Annotated in this window: 18 protein-coding genes and 1 pseudogene; 9 read left to right on the top strand and 10 right to left on the bottom strand. The window is 56.4% G+C overall.

What is annotated here, in order from left to right; translation table 11 throughout:
* Positions 1 to 19: 19 nt before the first annotated feature.
* On the top strand, positions 20 to 847 hold the full coding sequence (locus ABIB18_RS10270; protein ID WP_031375360.1) for an SDR family oxidoreductase: 828 nt from the start codon (positions 20 to 22) through the stop codon (positions 845 to 847).
* Between the two features lie 164 nt (positions 848 to 1,011).
* On the opposite strand, the gene ABIB18_RS10265 is transcribed toward ABIB18_RS10270, so the two are convergent.
* The 3 genes from ABIB18_RS10265 to puuD are packed head-to-tail and all read right to left on the bottom strand — an operon-like array spanning position 1,012 to position 3,626.
* The gene (locus ABIB18_RS10265) at positions 1,012 to 2,289 is read right to left on the bottom strand and encodes an NAD(P)/FAD-dependent oxidoreductase (protein ID WP_031375361.1); all 1,278 of its coding nucleotides are present in this window, start codon (positions 2,287 to 2,289) and stop codon (positions 1,012 to 1,014) included.
* Positions 2,290 to 2,308: 19 nt separating this feature from the next.
* Positions 2,309 to 2,866, bottom strand: coding sequence for an HTH-type transcriptional regulator PuuR (gene puuR, locus ABIB18_RS10260; RefSeq protein WP_031375362.1), 558 nt, complete (start codon positions 2,864 to 2,866; stop codon positions 2,309 to 2,311).
* Positions 2,859 to 3,626 carry a gamma-glutamyl-gamma-aminobutyrate hydrolase gene (gene puuD / locus ABIB18_RS10255; protein ID WP_046288220.1) on the bottom strand — a complete coding sequence of 256 codons (768 nt, stop codon included), beginning with the start codon at positions 3,624 to 3,626 and terminating at the stop codon, positions 2,859 to 2,861. The genes puuR and puuD overlap by 8 nt, the downstream gene beginning before the upstream one ends.
* 204 nt (positions 3,627 to 3,830) lie before the next feature.
* Between puuD and ABIB18_RS10250 the strand changes: the two genes are divergently transcribed.
* On the top strand, positions 3,831 to 5,246 hold the full coding sequence (locus ABIB18_RS10250; protein WP_046288221.1) for a glutamine synthetase family protein: 1,416 nt from the start codon (positions 3,831 to 3,833) through the stop codon (positions 5,244 to 5,246).
* Between the two features lie 381 nt (positions 5,247 to 5,627).
* Positions 5,628 to 6,986, top strand: coding sequence for an APC family permease (locus ABIB18_RS10245; RefSeq protein ID WP_069729544.1), 1,359 nt, complete (start codon positions 5,628 to 5,630; stop codon positions 6,984 to 6,986).
* A gap of 54 nt (positions 6,987 to 7,040) precedes the next feature.
* On the opposite strand, the gene ygbI is transcribed toward ABIB18_RS10245, so the two are convergent.
* Positions 7,041 to 7,802, bottom strand: coding sequence for a DNA-binding transcriptional repressor YgbI (gene ygbI / locus ABIB18_RS10240; RefSeq protein WP_354474101.1), 762 nt, complete (start codon positions 7,800 to 7,802; stop codon positions 7,041 to 7,043).
* A 269-nt stretch (positions 7,803 to 8,071) separates the two neighbouring features.
* Here ygbI and ltnD point away from each other — a divergent pair, with 269 nt between their 5' ends.
* The 5 genes from ltnD to ABIB18_RS10215 all read left to right on the top strand — a co-directional run bounded on the left by ltnD (position 8,072) and on the right by ABIB18_RS10215 (position 13,151).
* Positions 8,072 to 8,977, top strand: coding sequence for an L-threonate dehydrogenase (ltnD, locus tag ABIB18_RS10235; protein ID WP_031375365.1), 906 nt, complete (start codon positions 8,072 to 8,074; stop codon positions 8,975 to 8,977).
* A complete protein-coding gene (gene otnK, locus ABIB18_RS10230; RefSeq protein WP_354474100.1) occupies positions 8,977 to 10,242 on the top strand; it encodes a 3-oxo-tetronate kinase in 1,266 nt (421 codons plus the stop codon). Before ltnD ends, otnK begins: the two co-directional genes overlap by 1 nt.
* Entirely contained in the window at positions 10,235 to 10,879 is a 645-nt protein-coding gene (otnC, locus tag ABIB18_RS10225) for a 3-oxo-tetronate 4-phosphate decarboxylase (protein ID WP_069729547.1), read from the top strand. Before otnK ends, otnC begins: the two co-directional genes overlap by 8 nt.
* Positions 10,879 to 11,664 carry an HPr family phosphocarrier protein gene (locus ABIB18_RS10220; RefSeq protein ID WP_046288223.1) on the top strand — a complete coding sequence of 262 codons (786 nt, stop codon included), beginning with the start codon at positions 10,879 to 10,881 and terminating at the stop codon, positions 11,662 to 11,664. The genes otnC and ABIB18_RS10220 overlap by 1 nt, the downstream gene beginning before the upstream one ends.
* Before the next feature lie 128 nt (positions 11,665 to 11,792).
* The gene (locus ABIB18_RS10215; protein ID WP_089561755.1) at positions 11,793 to 13,151 is read left to right on the top strand and encodes a GntP family transporter; all 1,359 of its coding nucleotides are present in this window, start codon (positions 11,793 to 11,795) and stop codon (positions 13,149 to 13,151) included.
* Between the two features lie 74 nt (positions 13,152 to 13,225).
* Here ABIB18_RS10215 and sbcB read toward each other — a convergent pair whose 3' ends face one another.
* The 3 genes and pseudogenes from sbcB to ABIB18_RS10200 all read right to left on the bottom strand — a co-directional run bounded on the left by sbcB (position 13,226) and on the right by ABIB18_RS10200 (position 16,429).
* A complete protein-coding gene (gene sbcB / locus ABIB18_RS10210; RefSeq protein ID WP_354474099.1) occupies positions 13,226 to 14,653 on the bottom strand; it encodes an exodeoxyribonuclease I in 1,428 nt (475 codons plus the stop codon).
* Between the two features lie 363 nt (positions 14,654 to 15,016).
* A pseudogene (locus ABIB18_RS10205) lies at positions 15,017 to 15,495 on the bottom strand (Hcp family type VI secretion system effector).
* A gap of 241 nt (positions 15,496 to 15,736) precedes the next feature.
* Positions 15,737 to 16,429, bottom strand: coding sequence for a hypothetical protein (locus tag ABIB18_RS10200; RefSeq protein ID WP_354474098.1), 693 nt, complete (start codon positions 16,427 to 16,429; stop codon positions 15,737 to 15,739).
* 462 nt (positions 16,430 to 16,891) lie between these two features.
* Between ABIB18_RS10200 and dacD the strand changes: the two genes are divergently transcribed.
* Positions 16,892 to 18,055, top strand: a complete 1,164-nt coding sequence (gene dacD / locus ABIB18_RS10195) for a serine-type D-Ala-D-Ala carboxypeptidase DacD (RefSeq protein ID WP_201306438.1) — start codon at positions 16,892 to 16,894, stop codon at positions 18,053 to 18,055.
* A gap of 54 nt (positions 18,056 to 18,109) precedes the next feature.
* Here dacD and ABIB18_RS10190 read toward each other — a convergent pair whose 3' ends face one another.
* The 3 genes from ABIB18_RS10190 to ABIB18_RS10180 are packed head-to-tail and all read right to left on the bottom strand — an operon-like array spanning position 18,110 to position 21,836.
* A complete protein-coding gene (locus ABIB18_RS10190; protein WP_354474097.1) occupies positions 18,110 to 19,327 on the bottom strand; it encodes a cytochrome c in 1,218 nt (405 codons plus the stop codon).
* Positions 19,324 to 21,090, bottom strand: a complete 1,767-nt coding sequence (locus tag ABIB18_RS10185) for a GMC family oxidoreductase (RefSeq protein WP_031375228.1) — start codon at positions 21,088 to 21,090, stop codon at positions 19,324 to 19,326. The genes ABIB18_RS10190 and ABIB18_RS10185 overlap by 4 nt, the downstream gene beginning before the upstream one ends.
* Complete coding sequence (locus ABIB18_RS10180) at positions 21,090 to 21,836, bottom strand: gluconate 2-dehydrogenase subunit 3 family protein (RefSeq protein ID WP_031375227.1); 747 nt, start codon at positions 21,834 to 21,836, stop codon at positions 21,090 to 21,092. Before ABIB18_RS10180 ends, ABIB18_RS10185 begins: the two co-directional genes overlap by 1 nt.
* Positions 21,837 to 22,045 lie beyond the last annotated feature (209 nt).

Raw genomic sequence — 22,045 nt, 5'->3', positions numbered from 1 at the left:
TTTTACGCCAGGAGTCAAAATGAAGAAGGTCGCAATTGTGGGGCTGGGTTGGTTGGGCATGCCGCTGGCCACGGCGTTAACCGCACGAGGCTGGCAGGTGACCGGCAGCAAAACCACGCCGGATGGGGTGGATGCGGCACGCCGCTGCGGCATCGAAGCCTTTCAGCTGGAGCTGACGCCGGAACTTATCTGTGATGCCGCCGATGTCGAGCCGCTGTTCAACGTCGATGCGCTGGTGGTGACGTTACCCGCCAGCCGCACGGCGGAAGGGGGCGAAGCCTATCTGCAGGCGGTCCAGAACGTGGTGGACAGCGCGCTGGTCTATAACGTTCCGCGCATCATCTTTACCAGCTCGACCTCGGTATACGGCAGCGGATCGGGCATCAAACGCGAAACCACTCCGCTGACGCCCGAAACCGTGGCCGGCAAAACGCTGGTTAAACTGGAGAACTGGCTGCACGATCTGCCGGGCACCAGCGTCGATATCGTCCGCCTTGCCGGGCTGGTGGGACCGAAGCGCCATCCGGGCCGGTTTCTGGCCGGTAAGCAACAGGTAGCAAATGGGTCACAGGGCGTTAACCTGGTACATCTGGATGACGTGGTTGAGGCGATTACGCTGCTGCTGCAGACGCCAAAAGGGGGACGGGTCTATAACCTGTGCGCCGCAAAACATCCGTCGCGCGATACCTTTTACCCGGCGGTCTCCCGTCAGCTGGGGCTGCAACCGCCACACTTCGCGCCGGAAACCGCTAACGAAAGCGGCAAACTGATTGATGGCTCGCGCATCTGCACCGAGCTGGGCTTTGAATATCGCTACGACGATCCGGTTAAAATGCCGCTGGAGTAAAGCGGAAGCTGCTGTTCCGGCCGCACGTCACCGGAACAGCCATCAAGGCAGACCTCGCCGGCCACCTCATAGTTACAACATACTTAAAGCCTGCGAAAGCACGCCAGAGCCTGCCCCGACCCCGCTTTTCAGCTAAGCACGCCGGGCAGGGGCCTGGCGCTACATCAAACCCCTAAACGATCGCGAATGGCGTACCACACCGCGCCCATGGCGGTCAGTGGCACCTTGAAACGTCGTCCGCCGGGAAATGGCAGGTGAGGGAGGCGGGCGAAGGCATCAAAACGCTCGGCATCGCCGCGCAGCACTTCGCTGATCAGCTTGCCGGACAGATGGGTGCTGGTCACGCCGTGGCCGCTGTCGCCCTGCATGAAATAGACATTATTCTCCAGCCGGCCAAACTGCGGCATACGTGACAGCGTTAACAGAAAATTACCGCTCCAGCTGAAATCCAGCTTTACGTTCTGCAACTGAGGAAAGGTGCGGCGTAGCTTTGGCCGGATTAGCGCCTCAATATCGCCCGGCTCGCGCGCGCCGTAAACCACGCCACCGCCATACAGCAGCCGGTTATCGGCGGTCAGACGAAAATAGTCGAGCAGATAATTACAATCTTCCACGCAATGATTATTCGGCAGCAGCGACAGCGCCTGATCGGGTGACAGCGGCTCGGTGGCCACAATCTGCGAGCCGCACGGCATGCTTTTACCGCTCAGACGGGGCTCAACTTCACTGGCCAGATAGGCATTACCGGCGAAAATCACAAATTTTGCAGTGACTTCACCGTGCGCGGTTTTTACCCGATTTGGCGAGCCGTAGGCCACTTTCACTGCGGCGGACTGTTCATAGATACGTCCGCCGTGCCGCCGAATCGCTTCCGCTTCACCCAGTGCCAGGTTGAGCGGATGCAGATGGCCGCCGCGCCGATCCAGCAGCCCGCCGACGTAGCGCTCGGTCGCCACTTCACGACGAATCCCGCGCTCATCCAGCAACTCCAGATCATGATTGCCATACTGCTGCCATAACGCTTTCTGTTTACGCAGGTGCGCCATCTGGCGGGCATTAAGTGCCGCAAAAATGCCGCCGGGCCGGTAGTCGCAGGCAATGGCGTAACGATCTATACGATCGCGGATGATCTCTGCTCCCTCAAACATCATGCTGCCCAGCATCCGTGCGCTCTCTTTACCGTAACGCTGTTCGATCACGTCCACATCGCGGCTGTAGGAATTGACCACCTGACCGCCGTTGCGCCCGCTGGCACCAAAGCCGATGCGCGCTGCTTCCAGCACCACCACCTCGTAACCCGCTTCGGTCAGATGCAGCGCCGCCGACAGGCCGGTGAAGCCGCCGCCAATAATGCAGACATCACACTGAATGCTCTCCTGCAACGTCGGCCACGGCGCGTGCGGATTGGCGGTCGCGGCGTAATAACTCTCCACGTAATTCATAACTACCTCCTTGATGCGCTCAGAAATTGGCAGGCGTATGAGCACTGACAATGCGGCAGGGTTCGTCAGACGTATTGGTAAAACTGTGCGGCAGGCCGGTATCAATCACGTAACTTTCACCGGCGTACAGGTGAAAGCTCTGGCCGTTAATCACTAAGGTGATTTCGCCCGCCAGCAGCGTGCCGGTCTCCTCACCGGGATGACGCAGTTTTTCGCCGGTGCTGGCGCCAGGCTGATAGGTTTCCAGCAGCATGCCCAGCGAGCGCTGCGGATTGCCATTTTCGACCAGCTTCAGCGAGACGCCCTGACTGCCGATTTCCAGCAGATCGTCCGGACGGACAATCACTTTAGGCGTGGCGTCGGCTTTCGGTTCTGAGAAAAATTCCGACAGGGAGAGCCCGTATACCTTTAATAGCTTCTGTAAGGTACTGACGGCCGGACTGACTTTATCCTGCTCAATGGTGCTGATGGCGCTGTGGGTCAGGCCCGCCAGTTCAGCCACGCGGCGCTGTGACAAACCCAGCGCCTGACGAATCTGCGACAGCCGGCGTCCGGGTGCCAGCGTGGCGTCATTCATGATCTTTTTCCTTATGAAAGCGAACTGCGGCCTGGATAAAACCGTCAAACAGCTGACGCGAGCCGGTTGTGCGATCCGCCTGCCATTCCGGGTGCCACTGCACCGCCAGCGCGAAGGGATGATGGCGCAGGCTGACCGCTTCAATCAGCCCGTCCGGCGCGCGTGCTTCAACCCGCAGCTGCGGGCCCGGTTCGCGTATGCCCTGATGATGCAACGAGTTAACCTGCAGCGGCTGCGTGCTGTCGAGCAGGGAACTGAGCAGCCCATTCGCTTCAATAGTCACCGGATGCGCCGGGGCGTACTGCTGATCCAGCGGCTGGGTCTCATCTTCATGATGGCGCTGGAACTGTTTTTGCTGGCTGAGATCGCGCCACAGCGCACCGCCGTTAGCCACCACCAGTTCCTGCATTCCACGGCAGATCCCCAGCATCGGCATCTTTCGGCTGGTGGCCCAGGTAATCAGCTGGAAGGCGAGACGATCGCGACCCGGATCGGCGTGCGGCTCTTCACCGGCTTCACCGTAATGCCAGGGTTCGATATTGCTCGGACTGCCGGTCAGCAGCAGACCATCCAGCACCGTCATAGCGTTTTCTAATAGGTGGGGAGCGTTCATCAGGCTGTGGGGCAGGGCAAGCGGAACGCCGCCCGCGAGGATCACCGCGTCGGGGTATTTGTTGTGCACCGTTTGCGTCAGATGGCCACCGATGTGGCTCTGGCACATCACTACGCCAATCAAGGGTTTGTCAAAAATAATGCCCATCTCACGTCCTCGCATCGCTGTTCGAAATATCTACCGAAAGGGCACGTCTGGCGGTTAAGTGTGCAATATTTTGTCAATCTAGCAATCTGCTGTTTGTTCTTCAAACAGATTTGTTACATTTGCACACTTTTTATGTTGGCGCTATGTTAGAGGAGTGGCTGTTATTTTGAGCATTGCGCAAACCGAATAGGGGCGGGTGAGATCATGACTAACCTGGTAGAAGTGGAAGACTTCACGCTTCACAGTGAAGAGAAACGAACCAGCGCGTTCCAGCTTGAGGTGAAAGCCTGGCTGGAGCGCCATCCTGAAACGCAGTATGTCGACATTCTGTTAAACGATTTAAACGGTGTCTTTCGCGGTAAGCGCATTCCCGTCTCAGCGCTGCCAAAGCTGGAAAAGGGCTGTTACTTCCCCGCCTCAGTGTTCGCCATGGATATCCTCGGCAACACGGTGGAAGAAGCCGGACTCGGCCAGTCTTTGGGCGAACCTGACAACCTCTGTCTGCCTGTCGCGGGCACCTTAGTTCCCTCCGCTTCCGATCCTCAGCACATCGCGCAACTGCTGCTCACCATGTGCAACCAAGATGGCACTCCCTTTGACGTTGAACCCCGAAATGTCCTTAACCGGCTGTGGCAACAGTTGCGCAACCGAGGCCTGTTTCCGGTGGTAGCGGTAGAGCTGGAGTTCTATCTGGTGGATAAAAAGCGCGATGCCGAGGGCTTCATCCAGCCGCCGTGCGCGCCGGGCAGCGATGAACGCAATATGCAGAGCCAGGTCTATTCGGTCGATAATCTCGATCATTTCGCCGATGTGCTGCGTGATATTGACGATCTGGCGCGTCAGCAGGGTATTCCGGCCGATGGCGCGCTGGCTGAAGCGTCGCCGGGTCAGTTCGAAATCAACCTGCATCATACTGGCGACGTACTGCGCGCCTGCGATCACGCGGTGCAGCTGAAACGGCTGATCCGTCAGGTGGCTGAAAATCACGCTATGACCGCCACCTTTATGGCCAAGCCGTATGAGGAGTATGCGGGCAGCGGCATGCATGTCCACATCAGTATGCTGGATGCCGCCGATCACAACGCCTTCGCCTGTGATGACGGCAGTGACTCGCCGCTGATGAAGCGCGCGCTGGCCGGAATGATCGACCTGATGCCCGCCTCGATGGCGCTGCTGGCACCAAACGTTAACGCCTATCGCCGCTTTGTGCCGGAGGCTTACGTACCGTTGCAGGCGTCGTGGGGCCATAACAATCGCACCGTGGCGCTGCGGGTGCCGTGCGGCGATATCGATAATCATCGCATCGAATACCGGGTAGCGGGGGCGGATGCCAATCCTTATCTGGTGGTGTCGGCGATACTTGCCGGGATGCTGCACGGTCTGGATACCCAGCTGCCGTTGCCACAGCCGGTGACCGGCAACGGCCATCACGCCGAGGGTCTGGCGCTGCCGATTCGGCAGAGTGACGCTCTGTATGAGTTCAACAACAGCTATCCGCTGCAAAAATTACTCGGCGAACGCTTTGCCAGCGTCTGGTATAGCTGCAAGAATTATGAACTGATGCAGTTCGAACGGCTGATAACCGCAACGGAGATTGACTGGATGCTGAAAAACGCCTGATAACCTTTTTTTTGCATCCGGTGCCCCGGTGGCTTGTATTTCGGCCCTGGGATGAGGCAGAATACGCGGCCTGCAAAATCAGACCATAACCGACGCTTACCGCGCCGGTTATTTTTTTTGCATCCTGTTTTAACAAATAGTTTTTCGCTGACTTAACCGAGGCCGGGCACGCACCCGGATAGATAAACACTGAAAACACGCGTTAGCGTGAGATTGAGGATACAAAGATGGGGATGTTTTCCACACTGCCAGCTCAGGCTGGTGCGCGTTTTCGTGATGACTACGGCGCCGCGTTGATCACCAACCTTACTCCCTGTCGCTTAATGCGCAGTTGCCCTGTGACCCAACCCAGTCAGGTTGTTGCGCAGGAGGGACTGAAGCATGTCGCTTAACACCTCCGCTGCACCACAGCGTGCACAGCTGAAAAAAACGCTAACGTTACTTCCGGTCGTCATGATGGGCTTAGCCTACATGCAGCCTATGACCCTGTTCGATACCTTTGGCATCGTTTCCGGGCTGACCGACGGTCACGTCGCGACGGCTTACGCTTTCGCGCTGATTGCGATTCTGTTTACTGCCGTGAGCTACGGTAAGCTGGTACGCCGCTTCCCCTCTGCGGGCTCCGCTTATACCTACGCTCAGAAGGCGATCAGTCCGCACGTCGGCTTTATGGTCGGCTGGTCATCGCTGCTGGACTACCTGTTCATGCCGATGATCAACATCCTGCTGGCGAAAAACTATTTCGAATCGCTGGTGCCCGGTATCCCTTCGTGGATTTTCGTGGTGCTGCTGGTCGGCTTTATGACGCTCTCCAACCTCAAGGGCATCAAAACTGTCGCCAACTTTAACAGCGTGATCGTGGTACTGCAGGTGATTGTCATGGTCGGGATTACGGCGATGGTCATCTACGGCGTGGCGAACGGCGTTGGTGCCGGTACGCTGGCCAGCAGCAAACCGTTCTGGTCTGAGAACGCGCACGTGGTGCCGATGATCACCGGAGCGACGATACTCTGTTTCTCGTTCCTCGGTTTTGATGGCATCAGCTCGCTGTCAGAAGAGACCAAAGATGCAGAACGTACCATTCCGCGTGCGATTTTCCTGACCGCGCTGATTGGCGGCGTGATCTTCATCATCGCCTCCTACTTCCTGCAGCTTTACTTCCCGGACATCACGCGCTTCCAGGACCCGGACTCCTCTCAGCCTGAAATCATGCTGTTTGTTGCCGGTAAAGCGCTGCAGGTCGGCATCCTGATCTTCTCGGTGGTCACGGTGCTTGCATCCGGTATGGCGGCGCATGCCGGCGTCTCACGTCTGATGTATGTGATGGGCCGTGATGGCGTATTCCCGGAGCGTTTCTTCGGTTACGTTCATCCGAAGTGGCGGACCCCGTCGCTCAACGTGCTGCTGGTGGGTGCGATTGCGCTGATGGCGATTAACTTCGACCTGGTGACCGCAACGGCGCTGATTAACTTCGGTGCGCTGGTGGCCTTCACCTTCGTTAACCTGTCGGTGATTGCCCAGTTCTGGATCCGTGAAAAGCGTAACCGTACGCTGAAAGATCACTTCCAGTATCTGGTTCTGCCGCTGATGGGTGCGTTGACGGTCGGTGCGTTGTGGGTGAACCTGGAAGAGAGTTCAATGGTGCTGGGTCTGATCTGGGCGACCATTGGCATTATCTATCTGGCGTTCGTGACCCGCAGCTTCCGTAATCCGGTGCCGCAGTTCAGCGAAGAGATTTAATCGCGCTAAACCTCGCCGCCTTCCCGCGCTAAAAACGGGAAGGCGGCGAAAGTCTTAACTGGCGAGCACCAGCTCCCAGTGTCCGGCGTTCAATGCCATCCGTCCCGCCTCACTCAACTGACTGTCGGTCACCACCAGATCAAACTTCTCCAGCGGCAGGGCCAGAAAGGTCGCAATCTTGTTATATTTCGAACTGTCGCTCAGCAGCACCCGCTTACTGCTCACCTCGCTGACCGTCTGCTTCACCGTCACCTTATCCTCATCCGGCGTAAACAGCCCGCGCGGCCCCCAGCAGGAGGCAGAAATAAAGGCGATGTCGATCGCCAGATGACCCAGGCTGCGCGCTGCCGACTCGCCGACGCAGGAACGGTTCTCACGGCAGACCGTACCGCCGGTGTGGATCACCCGGCAGTGACTGGCTTCCATCAGCAGGTTAGCCACCATAAAATCATTGGTCACCACCAGTAAATCGTCCCGATCCACCACTTCCCGCGCCAGCGCCAGCGTTGTGGTGCCGGCATCCAGATAGATGCAGCTATTGCGCGGGATGTGCTGAGCGGCATAGCGACCAATCGCCCGCTTCTCATCGTTGTACAAGGCACTTTTGGTCAGATGTGACGGTTCGGCCGCCAGCCGATCCGCCGAACGTACTCCCCCTGACACCGACAGCACCGCGCCTTGCTCCTCCAGCTTTTGCACATCACGCCGGATAGTCATGTGCGACACGCCCAGCCGCTCGGTCAGTTCAGCAATGCTCACCACGCCACGATCGGCCACCAGCGCCAGAATCTGTTGATGACGTTCAACCGGAATCATATTCGCTCCCTGAGATTTATCATTTTTTCACATTGTAGAGCATCTGCCGGTCGGGAAGAACAGAAAATAACAGCCTGCGCCCGCTGTTAAGCCGGGTGATAATGCCCGCAAAGCGGGGTATGTCAGGGGTTATGGTGGATGTTAAGAATTGTTCCTGATCACATCACAGATGTTTTTTTGTGAGTTACCACACGTTTTTGCTGGGGTAAAGCTGGCAGGATTAACAGTAACAAACAAATAATCACTTAATTTAACAGTGGAGGCCGACAGTGCCAGTCGAAAATATCTGTGTTATCGGGTTAGGTTCCATGGGCATGGGCGCCGCGCAATCCTGTATCCGCGCCGGTCTTAACACCTGGGGCGTCGATCTGAATCCCGCCGCGCTGGAGACCCTGCGCCAGGCGGGCGCTCGTGACGCGCAATCCTCCGCCGCCCGGTTTGCTGACCAGCTCGACGCGGTGCTGCTGCTGGTGGTGAATGCGCAGCAGGTGAACGCCATTCTTTTCGGTGACGATGGCCTGGCCGCGAAGCTACGGCCCGGCACGGCGGTGATGGTGTCATCGACCCTCTCAGCGCAGGATGCGCAGCAGATTGAACAGCGGCTGGCACAACATCAGTTGCTGATGCTCGACGCGCCGGTCTCCGGTGGGGCAGCAAAAGCCGCCAGCGGTGAGATGACGGTAATGGCGTCCGGCAGCGAAGAGGCTTTTACGCAGCTGCAACCGGTGCTGGATGCTGTGGCGGCCAAAGTCTATCGGGTGGGCAGCGACATCGGCCTCGGCTCGACGGTCAAAATCATTCATCAGCTGCTGGCCGGGGTACACATCGCAGTCGGGGCAGAAGCGATGGCGCTGGCAGCACGGGCGGGCATTCCGCTGGAGACCATGTATCAGGTGGTTACCCATGCCGCCGGTAACTCGTGGATGTTCGAAAACCGCATGCGGCACGTGGTGGACGGTGACTACAGTCCGAAGTCGGCGGTCGATATCTTCGTCAAAGATCTCAACCTGGTGGCTGATACCGCCAAATCGCTGCACTTCCCGCTGCCGCTGGCCTCGACCGCGCTCAATATGTTTACCGAAGCCAGCAACGCCGGTTATGGCCGTGAAGATGACAGCGCGGTGATTAAAATCTTCAGCGGCATCAGCCTGCCACAGGGTAAGGAGAATACCTGATGCGTCTTGGAGTGATAGCCGACGATTTTACCGGTGCGACCGACATCGCCAGTTTTCTGGCGCAAAACGGCCTGACCACCATTCAGTTCAACGGCGTACCGGCCGGCGATCGGGCCGTCGGGGCGCAGGCGATAGTGATCAGCCTGAAGAGCCGATCCTGCCCGGCAGAGCAGGCGGTAGCGCAGTCGCTGGCGGCGCTGGCGTGGCTGCAACAGCAGGGCTGTGAGCGCTTCTACTTTAAATACTGCTCCACCTTCGACAGCACCGCGCAGGGCAATATCGGCCCGGTGACCGATGCGTTGCTGACCGCACTGGGCGAAAGCCTGACGGTGATCTGTCCGGCGCTGCCGGTGAACGGGCGCACGGTGTATCAGGGGCATCTGTTTGTCGGCGATCGGCTGCTGTCGGACTCCGGCATGCGCCATCACCCGGTCACGCCAATGCACGACAGCAACCTGCTGCGTCTGATGGCGGCGCAGGCCACCGGTCAGGCCGGGCTGATCGCTGCCGCGCAGGTCGATCAAGGCGCGGAGGCAGTGCGTCAGGCGCTGGGCCAGCTGGCGGAGCAGGGCATTAACTATGTGGTTATCGACACGCTGAATGAACAACATTTGCTGACCCAGGGCGAGGCGCTACGCGATCTGCGGCTGGTGACCGGCGGTTCCGGGCTGGCAATCGGGCTGGCGCGCCAGTGGGCGATGGCCGGAGCGGATGCAGCGGAGGCGGAGCAGGCAGGACGACCGCAGGGCGATCGTGCGGTGGTGCTTTCCGGCTCCTGCTCGCAGATGACCCAACGCCAGGTCAGTGTCTATCGCCAGCTGGCACCCGCTCAGGAAGTGCAGGTCGAACGCTGTCTGCAGGATGCTGACGGCTACGCCCTGCAGCTGTGTGACTGGGTAGCAGCCAACAGTCATCAGGCACTGGCGCCGCTGCTGTTTGCTACCGCTGACGCGCAGCAGTTGCAGCTGATTCAGCAACAATATGGTGCCCGGCGCAGCAGTGAGGCGGTCGAGCAGCTGTTTGCCGCCGTGACCCGTGAGCTGCAGCGGCGCGGCTGGCAGCGCTTTATCGTGGCGGGCGGCGAAACCTCCGGCGTGGTGGCCCAGAGCCTGGGGGTTACGGCGTTTCATATCGGCCCGACCATCTCGCCTGGCGTGCCGTGGGTGCGTGATATTCAGCAGCCGCTGTCGCTGGCGCTGAAGTCCGGTAACTTTGGCGATGAAGACTTTTTCCGCCGCGCGCAAACGGAGTTTTCCCATGTCTGAATCTTTCTCTTTAGCCGAGCAGCAGGCGCGTGACGAAATGGTCCGGCTCGGCGCCTCCTTCTTTCAGCGCGGCTACGCCACCGGCTCGGCCGGCAATCTGTCCGTGCGGCTGGAAGATGGCAATCTGCTGGCAACCCCCACCGGCTCCTGCCTCGGTGAGTTACAGGGTGACCGCCTCGCTAAAGTCACGCCTGACGGTGAGTGGCTCTCTGGCGATAAACCGTCCAAAGAGATCGCGTTTCACCGCGCGCTCTACCTGAACAATCCCGACTGCAAAGCGGTGGTGCATCTGCACAGTCACTACCTGACGGCGCTCTCCTGTTTACAGGGACTGGACCCGGAAAACTGCATCCGTCCGTTCACGCCGTATGTGGTGATGCGGGTCGGAGATGTACCGGTTGTGCCGTACTACAAGCCGGGCGATCAGCGGCTGGCGGAAGATCTGGCGCAGCTGGCACCGCGCTACCGCGCCTTTTTGCTGGCCAACCATGGGCCGGTGGTAGTGGGGAAATCATTGCGTGAAGCGGCAGATAACACCGAGGAGCTGGAAGAGACGGCCCGGCTGATCTTTACCCTTGGCGACCGCGCCATCCGTTATCTCAATGACGCCGAAGTGGCCGAGTTAAGGAGCCGATAATGCCTGAGTTTGCTGCTAACCTGTCGACCCAGTTTACCGAACTGCCGTTTGCTGAACGCTTCGCTGCCGCAGCGGCGGCCGGTTTTGAGGCGGTGGAGTTTCTGTTTCCCTATGACTATCCCGCAGAACAGCTGAAGCAGTGGCTGGATGAGAATCAGCTCCAGCTGGTGCTGTTCAATACCGCGCCTGGCAACGTTGCCGCGGGTGAGTGGGGCGTTTCCGCCATTCCCGGCCGTGAAGCGGAAGCCAGAGCGGATATCGATCGCGCTCTGCAGTATGCGCTGGCGCTCAACTGCCCGCAGGTGCATATCATGGCGGCCACGGTGCCGCCGGGAGCCGATCGCCAGCGCTATGTTGAGACCTTTATCAGCGCGATGCGTTATGCCGCTGAACGCTTTGCGCCGCACGGCATCAACCTGCTGATTGAGGCACTGAACCCGACCACTAAGCCGAACTATCTCTATTCCAGTCAGTATCAGACGCTGGAAATGGTGGAGCAGATCGATCGGCCCAATGTGTTTACCCAGCTCGACCTGTTCCACGCGCAGTTAGTGGATGGCAACCTCAGCCATCTGATTCGCCACTACGCCGGGCGCTATCGTCACGTACAAATCGCCTCAGCACCGGATCGCCATGAGCCGGATGAGGGGGAAATTAACTACCCGTGGCTGTTTACCCTGCTGGATGAGGTCGGCTATCAGGGCTGGGTCGGCTGCGAATACTTCCCGCGAACCAGCACCACCGCTGGCCTCGGCTGGTTTGCCCGCTGGCGTACGCGCCGTTAATCACCTGCACGGCCACTCACACCGATTGTCAGACAAACGGTGTGAGTCCTGCTGCAGCTTAATCACACCAGTGTTCAATCAATAAAAATATAACTTACTGAAAATTATAATTAATCAGAGGTCTGCCGATGTCCACTACGCTGCTGTTATCCATCGCGCTGGTCAGCGTGATTCTGCTGTTGCTGTTGGTAATCAAAGCCAAAGTCCATCCCTTTATTGCGTTACTGATTGCCAGCCTGTTTGTCGCCATCACTACCGGTATCCCGGCTGAAAACATTATGAAAGTGATCCTTGGCGGGATGGGCAGCTTGCTCGGCAGCATTGCCGCAATAATTGTACTGGGGGCGATACTCGGCGCGATTATTGAAGCATCTGGCGGCGCTGATCGGCTGGCAAACCGCTTCGCGCAGCTGTGCGGACCACAGCGCATGGTCGCGGCGTTAACCACCGTAGCCTTTATTCTGGGATTGCCGGTGTTTTTTGACGTCGGGTTTATTATCGTGGTCCCGCTGATTTATGGTTTTACCAAAGTGATGCGCGTATCGCCGCTGAAGTTTGGTTTGCCAATGGCAGGTATGATGCTGATGGTGCATGTTACGGTGCCCACTCATCCAGGACCGGCCGCCGCCGCCGGTTTGCTGAATGCCGATCCTGGCTGGTTAATGATGACCGGGATAGCATTGTCGATACCGACAGGCATTGCCGGTTATTTCGTGGCTAAGGCGCTAAATCTTAAAAAATACCATCTTTCTGTTCAGGTACTGGAGCAGCTGCAGCTTACTGCACCCACCGCCCAGACGACATCTGCCAGCGGTAAAGATGCGCCGGGCGCCTTGCTGATTTCGGGCTTAATCTTATTGCCGATTCTGCTGATCATGCTGGGTACGTTATTGCCGCCGCATCTTACCCCCGATAGCCTGCCACTGAAGATTCTGACGTTAGTGGCATCGCCAGCTGTGGCATTGCTGATTACCCTGGCGCTTGCAGGATGGCTGCTGGGTCTGCGTCGTGGCTGGACCAAAGAGAAGCTGGAGACGCTGTCAAATAACGCGATATCCACCGCTGCCGGGGTGATTTTAGTCTCAGGCGCCGGGGGAGCATTCGGCAAGGTGCTGGTGGAATCAGGCGTAGGCAAAGCGCTGGCCAATTCATTGCAGACGATTCATCTGCCGTTGATCCCGGCTGCGTTTATTCTTTCACTGGCGCTGCGCGCTTCACAGGGGTCGGCAACGGTGGCGATTGTCACAACCTGTGGGTTGTTAAGTACTGCCGTGACGGGGCTTGGCGAGCTGCAACTGGTGCTGGTCGCCCTGTCAGCCTGTTTTGGTGCGCTGGGCTTGTCACACGTTAATGATTCCGGCTTCTGGGTGGTCACCCGTTATCTTGGTTTGTCGGTGGCTGATGGGTTACGCAGCTGGACAATACTGACCACAATGATGGGACTGTGTGGTTTTGCGCTGACCTGGCTGGTATGGGTAATGATGTAATGCGGCAACGTGCCGGGACCGCGAACAGTTGCGGTCCCGGCCTTAGCAGGCAGCACGGCCGGGCAGACTCGGGGCTAGGAAACCAGTTCCTGCGCATAGAGATAGAGCGCTTTTAACTGTCCCAGCTTCTCCGGATCGGCTTCATGCAGACTCGCCAGTGACTCCAGCTCCTGCAAAAACGCCTGCACCCGCTCAGCATTGAGCACCTCGCGCCGATGCTGCAACCAGCGCTGCTGTTCCGCATCATCCAGCGTGCCGGAGAAGTTACGCGCCCGATAACGGAACAGCAGTTTCGCCACGCGCGCGCTGTCGAAAGTTAAATCCAGCGCCGGCAGGTTAGCGGGTGCAGTCTGGCGAATAATGTTCATACCCGCGCGATCGGCATCGCTGAAAAAGCCATCGTACAGCTGGGTGTCAACATCGTCCGACGGGGTAAACGGTTCAGCGTCAGCAAACAGCGTCACCAGCTTCTCACGCACCTCTGGTTGCTGACGCAGCAGCGCCAGATTCGCCAGGCAGTGCTGACGATCGATACCCAGCCGGGCGGCATCCTCCGGACGCAGCGTATTAGCCGGTGCCAGCACCGGACATTTGTTGATATGAACCAGCTTAACCGGCACTGCTGGCAGATCGCCGAGATCGTTTTTCGGCGTATAGAGCCGCTCGCGCAGGGTATCGGCATCCAGCTGCAGCAGCGGTGAGATATCACCGGCCAGATCGACCACAATCAGCGCATTGCGGTTATCCGGGTGCCAGGCCAGCGGAACTACCCAGCTGGTGTTGCCGCGTACCGCGCCGAACATGCCGGAGACGTGAACCAGCGGCTTCATCTGCGGGATATCAATCAGGTTCATCAGCTTGTTTTTGTTACGGTGGGTAAACAAAAACTCAAACAGCTTAGGCTGCTTCTCTTTCACCAGCCGGGCCATCGCCAGCGTGGCATAGACATCAGACATCGCGTCATGGGCATTTTCATGCGCTACGCCGTTGGCTTTGGTCAGATGTTCCAGCCGGAAGCTGGGAAAGCCTTCTTCATTTTCCGGCCAGTTGATCCCTTCCGGGCGCAATGCATAGCAGGCCCGCATCACGTCGAGCAGATCCCAGCGCGAGTTGCCGTTCTGCCAGCTCCAGCCATAGGGATCGTAGAAGTTGCGGTAGAAGATATTGCGCGTCACTTCATCATCAAAGCGCACGTTGTTGTAGCCGACCACGCAGGTTTGTTCGGTGGTAAACAGGGCGTGAATGCGTTCAGCGAACTCCGCTTCTGTCACACCGCGCGCCATCGCCACCTGTGGCGTGATGCCGGTAATCATCACGGCTTCCGGCTGCGGCAGATAGTCATCCGGCGGACGGCAGTAAAACACCTGCGGCTCACCAATCGGATTAAAATCGCTGTCGGTACGCAGACCGGCGAACTGTGCCGGCCGATCGCGTGAAGGGCTGGTGCCGAAGGTCTCGTAATCGTGGAAGAGGAAGGTGGCCTGGACGCGATCGTTATTCAAATTTCATATCCGCTTAATTTCATTCACTAAACTGGTGAACAGCAAGTTGTCACTCTTCCCGTTCGCTTGATGCCTTTCTTCATCTGCGCCTGACTGCTGGTGCGCATGTGCCGGTGCAGAGCAAAATCACCCAGGCAGCATCAGGCTTCACAACCTATATGGTAAACCATAATCCGACCGGCCTGAAGTTTCGGATGGTTGCGGGGGCAGGCTGTACGGTTCTGACAAAGCTGACATGAGGCTCAAAACCGCGGCTGGTGGCGCGGCAGCGCCTGAGCGGTTAGCGCAGTTGCGGCACCGCCCGGGGATAGGCATAACAACTGCCTGAGAAGTCAGGGGACAAGGATTAACCTGTTTTACCGGTCAGCCTATAGCACGATCGTTCCATGTGTCTCGATAGATAATATTACCTTCGGTATATTTCCAGGTTATCGCTTCATAGCGTAATTCCAGCGTTTCCAGATGCGTGCTGCTCATGCCGTTGGGTGCAAGATAGGGCGATATCGTGGTGACCTTCACGTTTTCCAGGATGATATTAAAATATTCAGTCTCAATTCCTGCATCAATTATCCGGTACATCCTGATTATCGCCTTCTTCATGATTCGGCCTTCGCAGACAGCTCTGTATAGAAGTGGAGTTGTTTGATCAAACTCTTTCACTATCGTAACAGGCTGGTGAATGCGTGTGCCTGTAGTTTTCCCCAGTTAGGATCGACCGGAATAGTAACGCCGTGGGAGAATGATTTGAGTTCAATAGAGCCTGAACGCAGTGGCATCTGACAACTACCGACGATTGGAGAACCCTTTTCATCGTTAAGCCATAAATGTGCGGGAGCAGACATGTTATTTTATCCTTAAAGGTAATCAGGCTTTCGTTAAATGGAATATTACCATTTAACAATCAGGGGGAAGTAAATTATTACCAGTACTACAAAAACTGGTATAGGCCACAAAGGCCCATCAGGAAATAATTTTAGATAAAATAATGCAAATGCAAGAACGAGAATGACCGGTGCATAGACAAAAAATAAAGATTTAAATATTCTTTTAAAAAACCTCGTCATTAAATTTTTCATAATTTTATTACCGAATCATATTAGTAATAATTCGGGAAACTTCGTCATCAGATGCCCACGCACTAAGAAGCGCATCAGATCTTTCGAATAGAGGTTCAATCAAGAAAAACATCATTTCCAGTTCATTGGCATACAATGCTGAATAATATTCAGGTAAGGCATAACGCAGGCGGTTTGCGCTATCAGCTGCTTTCTGAACAACTCCATACATCCCAGCTATGGCAATGGCAACGCCAGCTCTTCGGCCAGCCAGTACACTCATATCGAGGCTGAGCTTCATGCCAGCAGCTACTGCAGCAGACACGGCCAAAATAAATCCGTATTTTGTAAATTGACTTACTGCAATGTGAATATTTACTGCCATCAGAGATTCTTTTATCTTTCCTAATTGACTACTGGTTTTATGCCTGAATATTTCTTCAAAATATATTTTGAGCATATCAAATATAATATCGCCATGCTCCACTAGCTTATAAATACCTCCGATGAATCTTAGGTCTTCATTTTTTTGTTTCTGACAAACATCCTGATATTCCTCAGTAAAGCACGATGTGTAAAACAGTGCACGCTTTGCGCCTGCGCCTATTATATCAATTTGATCAGATACAGCTTTTCCAACGCCGGTAAATGTGCGGTCAAGTTTTAACGCGAGGATATTATTTGACTTCAAGTAACTGATAACGTTTTTATTATTGTACATAACCGTTTCCTTATGGTTAGTCTGTGTCCTGCCACCTTTAAACTTTAGGGAAATAATCATTTAGTAATGTGTAGTACAAAGCGCGCTTGCACCTTTTCCAATAAGTTCCCTCTGAGCAGAGAGCGCGTTATTCACATCGGTTAAGGCGTGATCAAGTTTCAGCGCCAGTATCCTGTTGGTTTGCAGAAAATCGATAATCTCATCAGCGTAATACATAACCTTATCCCTCAGGTCGATGTTCCTTTTTTAACCGTACAAAAGGTATGGGTAGATGGTCATTAAGTAAACAGCTTTCACCGCGCGCCGTGATCCATCGAACAGCCAGCCGGTGTCTTAGCCGCCGCAGTTCATACTTTTTTTCAATTTATTCAAACCTTCACAACGGTTTTGCCGTAAAACGTGCGGCTGTTTCCGTTTCGTTTCATATATGAATTTTTCTCCCGTGCAGGTAAGGATGAAGTGTTGAAAAGGCGTCTGTTGATTACCGTTACCGCTACTGTTTTTTGGGCTTCGCTGGCACAGGCTGACGACATGCCATTTCCCGTGACGCCACCGGCGATTGATGCGGCGTCCTGGGTGTTAATGGATGCCACCACCGGCCAGGTCCTGACCGCCGGTAATCCGGATGAGCGCCGCAATCCTGCCAGTCTGACCAAGCTGATGACCGGTTACGTCGTCGATCGCGCTATCGATCAAAAGAAAATCAGCCGCGATGATATGGTCACCGTCGGCAAAGATGCCTGGGCAGCCGGTAATCCGGTATTTAAAGGCTCATCGCTGATGTTCCTTAAGCCGGGCGACAAGCTGAGCGTACGTGATTTAAGCCGGGGAGTAATCATCGATTCCGGTAATGACGCCTGCGTGGCGCTGGCAGATTATGTGGCGGGCAGCGAAGACAATTTCGTCAAAATGATGAATCACTATGTCGATAAGCTGGGCCTGCAAAATACGCACTTCGAAACGGTGCATGGGCTGGACGCGCCGGGCCAGTTCTCCAGCGCGCTGGATATGGCAAAACTGTCGCGGGCGATTATCGACGGCGAGCCTGACTTCTATGCCATGTACAGTGAGAAAACCCTGACCTGGAACGGCATCACCCAGAACAACCGTAACGGCTTACTGTGGGATAACGCCCTGCATGTGGACGGGCTGAAAACCGGCCACACCGAAACCGCGGGCTTTAATATCATCGCCTCTAACGTGGTGGGCAAACATCGTCTGATCGCCGTGGTGATGGGTGGCAAGAGTCCAAAAGGGCGGGAAGAGCAGGCGCGCAAGCTGCTGGTATGGGGTCAGAATACCTTTGATACCGTGCAGCTGTTCCATGCCGGTAAGAAAATTGGCAGCGAGAATGTCTGGTACGGCAATCCGCATCAGGTCGAAGTGGGTACCGCGAATGATGTCTACCTGTCGCTGCCGCGCAGTGAAGTGCAGAACGTCAAGGCGAAATACATTATTAACCGCAGCGAGCTGGAAGCGCCGCTGAAAGCCAATGAAGTGATTGGTGAAATTCAGGTGATGGATAAGGATCAGCAGATTGCTCACTATCCGCTGGTGGCGCTGAGCGCAGTTGAACCTGCTGGCGTCATTACCCGCATTACCGATTATCTCAAGCAGAAGTTCTGATCGGCATTGCTGGCCGCGTAATCGGGGGCAGCCTTCAGGCTGCCCCCTGACTGCTTAATGCAACGCTTCCTTCATCTTCTTCACTTCACTGGCCTCAACCGGCGCGGCGGCATTGCCCCAGCTGTTGCGAATGTAGGTGAGCACCGCCGCAATATTGTCATCACTCAGGGTGCCGGCAAAGGCTGGCATCGCCGGTGCCGTTGGGCGCGCATTGGTATCCACGCCGCGACTGCCCGCCAGCACCACATGCATCAGTGATGTCGCATTCGGCTGATTGATCAGCGGATTATCCGCCAGCTGCGGGAAGATATTCTTCTCACCATGGCCACCCGGACTGTGGCAGGCCGAGCATTTGGCTTCATAGATCGTCGCCCCAAGCTTCATCCTGTCATCATTAGCATCCAGCGGTTTTGGATTCTCGTCGGCTTTTTTCTCGCCATCCTTGAGATAAACCGCCACTGCGTTGAGATCGTCCTCGCGCCAGTGCTGGGTTGAATGACGCACCGCATCGGCCATCGGGCCGGAAGCGATGGCATAGCGGTTCACGCCGGTCCGCAGGTAGCTGACGATATCCTGCTGGGTCCATTTACCGAGTCCGGTATGATCGCTGGCGTCCAGATTCGGCGCATACCAGTCCTCGACCTCGCTGCCGCCAAGGAAGCGGCCATTTTTGTCGCCGCCCAGCAGATTTTTCGGTGAGTGGCAGGTGCCGCAGTGGCCGAGTCCCTCAACCAGATAGGCCCCGCGATTCCATTCCGCCGATTTGTCCGGATTCGGTTTGAATTCGCCCTTATCAAAGTTAATCCAGTTCCACACCATCAGGCTGGTACGGATATTGAACGGAAAGGGCAGCTGATTGGTTTCTACCGGATGATGGATCGGTTGCAGCGTCTGCATCCAGGCCCACAGGTCCTGCAGATCCTTTTCCGACATTTTGGTGTAGGCGGTAAACGGCATCGCGCCATACAGACGCTTACCGTCATGGCCGACACCGGTATTCATGGCGCGGCGGAAATCATCATAACTCCAGTCGCCAATCCCGGTTTCACGGTCAGGAGTGATATTCGCGCCGAGCAGCGTCCCAAACGGCGTCTGTAACTTAACGCCACCGGCGAAAGGCTGTTTCTCATCGATGGTGTGACAGGCGGTACAGTCGCCCAGCGTGGCGATATAACTGCCGCGGGCGATCTGATCATATTCCGGTTGCGCCTGGCTGCTGAAGCTGCAGGCCAGTAACCATGCGGCGGCGGAGAGAAGCGGTAACGTTTTCATGCGCTAATCATCTCCCCCGGACGTTTCAGGTAGTAGCGACGGATATCGTGCGCCGCTTTAAAGGCCAGAGCGCCCACCGTGCCGGTCGGGTTATAGCCGGGATTCTGCGGGAAGGCGGAAGCGCCCACCACAAACAGATTCGGCACATCCCACACCTGCAGATGTTTATTCACCGAGCTGGTCCGTGGATCGGCACCCATGATGAAGCCGCCTACCACGTGAGAGGACTGATAGGGCACGCTGCTCCAGTGGCCGGTCATCGGTTTAACGATCATCTCGCGCGGGTTCATCACCTTAGCGATCTCAGCCACCTTGTTAGTGCAGTACTGCGCCATTTTCAGGTCGTTCTGCGCGAAGTCGAAGGTGATACGCAACAGCGGGCGGCCATGCGGATCTTTGTAGTTAGGATCCAGCGACAGATAGTTGGTGCGGGTGGTATAGCTGCTGGCTTCACAGCCGATCGACATGGTGCTGAGATAGTTATCTTTCAGCGTCTGTTTCCATTTCGATCCCCACTTTGGCGTGTCAGGTGGCAACGGACGATAACCAATCGGAGCCGCGCCAATCGGGGTGACGCGGATACTGCCGCCGCCAAAAAAGCCGAGGCCGCTGTGGTCAAAGTTATCGTTATTGAATTCGTCGATTCCCATGCCGACCGCGCCAGCGCCGATAAACGGATTGAAGTTTTTGTTATCGAAAAACAGCGTGACGTTGTTGGCGGTCTGATAGGCGTAGTTGCGTCCGGTGGTGCCGGTGTTAGTCACCGGATCGTAGGCCTCGCCAATGCCCGACAGCAGCATCAGGCGCACATTCTCGAAGGTAAAGGCGGCGACGATCACCAGATCGGCCGGCTGTTCCCACTCATCACCCGACGAGTCGATGTAGGTGACGCCGGTGGCTTTTTTGCCGGTAGAGTCAGTCAGCACCTGCAACACTTCACTGTTGGTATAGGCGGTGAAGTTAGGCTTGCGCATCAGCGCCGGCAGTACGGTGGTGATGGCGCTGGCTTTGGAGTAGTTGGCACATCCGTAGTTAGTGCAGAAGCCGCAGAAGGTGCAGGGCCCCATGGTGACGCCATACGGATTGGTATAGGCTTCAGAGACCAGCGAAGAGGGCACCGGGAACGGCTGATAGCCAAGGTTTTTTGCCGCATCGGCAAACAGGGTCGGACCATAAGGCTGACGCAGCGGCGGTGTCGGATAGTCGCCGGAGCGCGCGCCCTCAAAGGGATTCCCGCCCGGCCGTTTTTCACCGTTGAGGTTGCCGGCGCGGCCCGAGGTGCCGGCCACACGTTCAAACTGCATATAGTGCGGCTCCATCTCCTCCCAGCTAGTGCCCCAGTCCTGCAGCACCAGCTCATCAGGTATGGCACTGGCACCGTAACGCTCGATCAGATGGCTTTTCAGGCGGAATTCTTCCGGCTGGAAGCGAAAGGTGATGCCAGCCCAGTGGTTGCCTGCGCCGCCAGTGCCGTTGCCGGGGTGAAATGATCCCCAGGTCCGCATCGGTAGCGCGGTCTGCGACGGATTATTACGCATGGTGCAGGTGTTCTGGCGGGTGCGCAGCATCAGCTCTTCGCGCATCACATAACGCAGCTCATCGGTTACGGTGCCGATATTAAAGTCGCGAGCGGTATCGCGCCACGGACCCCGTTCAATGCCCACCACGTCGAGGCCTTCATCGGCCAGCTCATTGGCAATAATCGATCCGGCCCAGCCGAGTCCAATCACCACTACATCGGTTTTGGGAAGTTTTTTCATGATTAGTCCTTTGCCTTCCATTGCGCAATACTGATCGGCTCGAAGTGCAGATTTTCGTTATGCCGTTCGATGTAGTCGCGATAGTCATAGCGCGCACCCGGAAAACCGAGCATCTTCCACGACACCATCTCACGGTTGCCGCCATACACCGGATCGGCAAAGAAGCCTTCCATGGTGTTATTCAGCACTTCGAGAAAGAAGGACTGCGCATCGAAATCGCTGAAGTGCACCTTACCGGCTTCCATCGCCTGCAGCAGTTCGTCCTGCTGTTGCGGCGTCAGGTCAGTGAAGTTTTTATTTGAGGTCTGCTGAACGTAGCGGTTAAGTGCGGCGATGCCCTGGCGGTAGCGCTGACGCGGCACCAGCGGCGACTGATCGCCCTGCTCGGTGGTGCCTTGCTGAAAGGGGCCCTGCATATAAAGGCGCTCAAAAGTACCGTAGGAGCCGTGCAGTTGACGATCGATAAAGACGGCGCAGCCCGCCTCTTTGCCGCCCACGCTAAGATCATCGGCCGGGATCAGCCGGTCAACTATCGCCTCGATGGTTTTGGCTTCGGCATCGGTAAAAAACAGCCAGCCTTGTTGTGGGTAAGTTTCTGGAGGATTATCGGAGAATGGCGTCCAGCCTGGACTGCCTTTCAGCGAAACGGCATCGGCGACCTGGCTGACAGTCGCTGCTACGCCCAGCGTCGACCATGTCAGAACCTGCCGCCGCGTAACGCCCGGCAGGGTTTTTGCTCTTTTTCGCATCGTGCTTCCTTCTCAAGTGTTACTAACAAAAGCTAAAGGTTAAAAATTGTTGGCAATTTGTTTTTTGAGTTCGGGGCCGTATGTAAAGGCGATGTTGATAATTGTAAGGGAACGTCAAAACTGTTTTGAAATGTAGATGGCGCACTAAGCCTTAGCAACATCAGGGGTTAAGATAGCGCACAAAATGATCCCTCAACCGGAAAACCAAT

This window comes from Pantoea sp. UYEF8 (assembly GCF_040546285.1).
Lineage (GTDB): Bacteria > Pseudomonadota > Gammaproteobacteria > Enterobacterales > Enterobacteriaceae > Pantoea > Pantoea brenneri.
The sequence above is the reverse complement of the archived record's forward strand: the minus strand, read 5'-3'. Positions and strand labels throughout refer to the sequence as shown.

Bases quoted from the DNA above. Each gene is read 5' to 3' on its own strand.
- ABIB18_RS10270 (WP_031375360.1), top strand. From the start codon at position 20: ATGAAGAAGGTCGCAATTGTGGGGCTGGGTTGGTTGGGCATGCCGCTG.
- ABIB18_RS10265 (WP_031375361.1), bottom strand. From the start codon at position 2,289: ATGAATTACGTGGAGAGTTATTACGCCGCGACCGCCAATCCGCACGCG.
- puuR (WP_031375362.1), bottom strand. From the start codon at position 2,866: ATGAATGACGCCACGCTGGCACCCGGACGCCGGCTGTCGCAGATTCGT.
- puuD (WP_046288220.1), bottom strand. From the start codon at position 3,626: ATGGGCATTATTTTTGACAAACCCTTGATTGGCGTAGTGATGTGCCAG.
- ABIB18_RS10250 (WP_046288221.1), top strand. From the start codon at position 3,831: ATGACTAACCTGGTAGAAGTGGAAGACTTCACGCTTCACAGTGAAGAG.
- ABIB18_RS10245 (WP_069729544.1), top strand. From the start codon at position 5,628: ATGTCGCTTAACACCTCCGCTGCACCACAGCGTGCACAGCTGAAAAAA.
- ygbI (WP_354474101.1), bottom strand. From the start codon at position 7,802: ATGATTCCGGTTGAACGTCATCAACAGATTCTGGCGCTGGTGGCCGAT.
- otnK (WP_354474100.1), top strand. From the start codon at position 8,977: ATGCGTCTTGGAGTGATAGCCGACGATTTTACCGGTGCGACCGACATC.
- otnC (WP_069729547.1), top strand. From the start codon at position 10,235: ATGTCTGAATCTTTCTCTTTAGCCGAGCAGCAGGCGCGTGACGAAATG.
- ABIB18_RS10220 (WP_046288223.1), top strand. From the start codon at position 10,879: ATGCCTGAGTTTGCTGCTAACCTGTCGACCCAGTTTACCGAACTGCCG.
- ABIB18_RS10215 (WP_089561755.1), top strand. From the start codon at position 11,793: ATGTCCACTACGCTGCTGTTATCCATCGCGCTGGTCAGCGTGATTCTG.
- ABIB18_RS10200 (WP_354474098.1), bottom strand. From the start codon at position 16,429: ATGTACAATAATAAAAACGTTATCAGTTACTTGAAGTCAAATAATATC.
- ABIB18_RS10190 (WP_354474097.1), bottom strand. From the start codon at position 19,327: ATGAAAACGTTACCGCTTCTCTCCGCCGCCGCATGGTTACTGGCCTGC.
- ABIB18_RS10180 (WP_031375227.1), bottom strand. From the start codon at position 21,836: ATGCGAAAAAGAGCAAAAACCCTGCCGGGCGTTACGCGGCGGCAGGTT.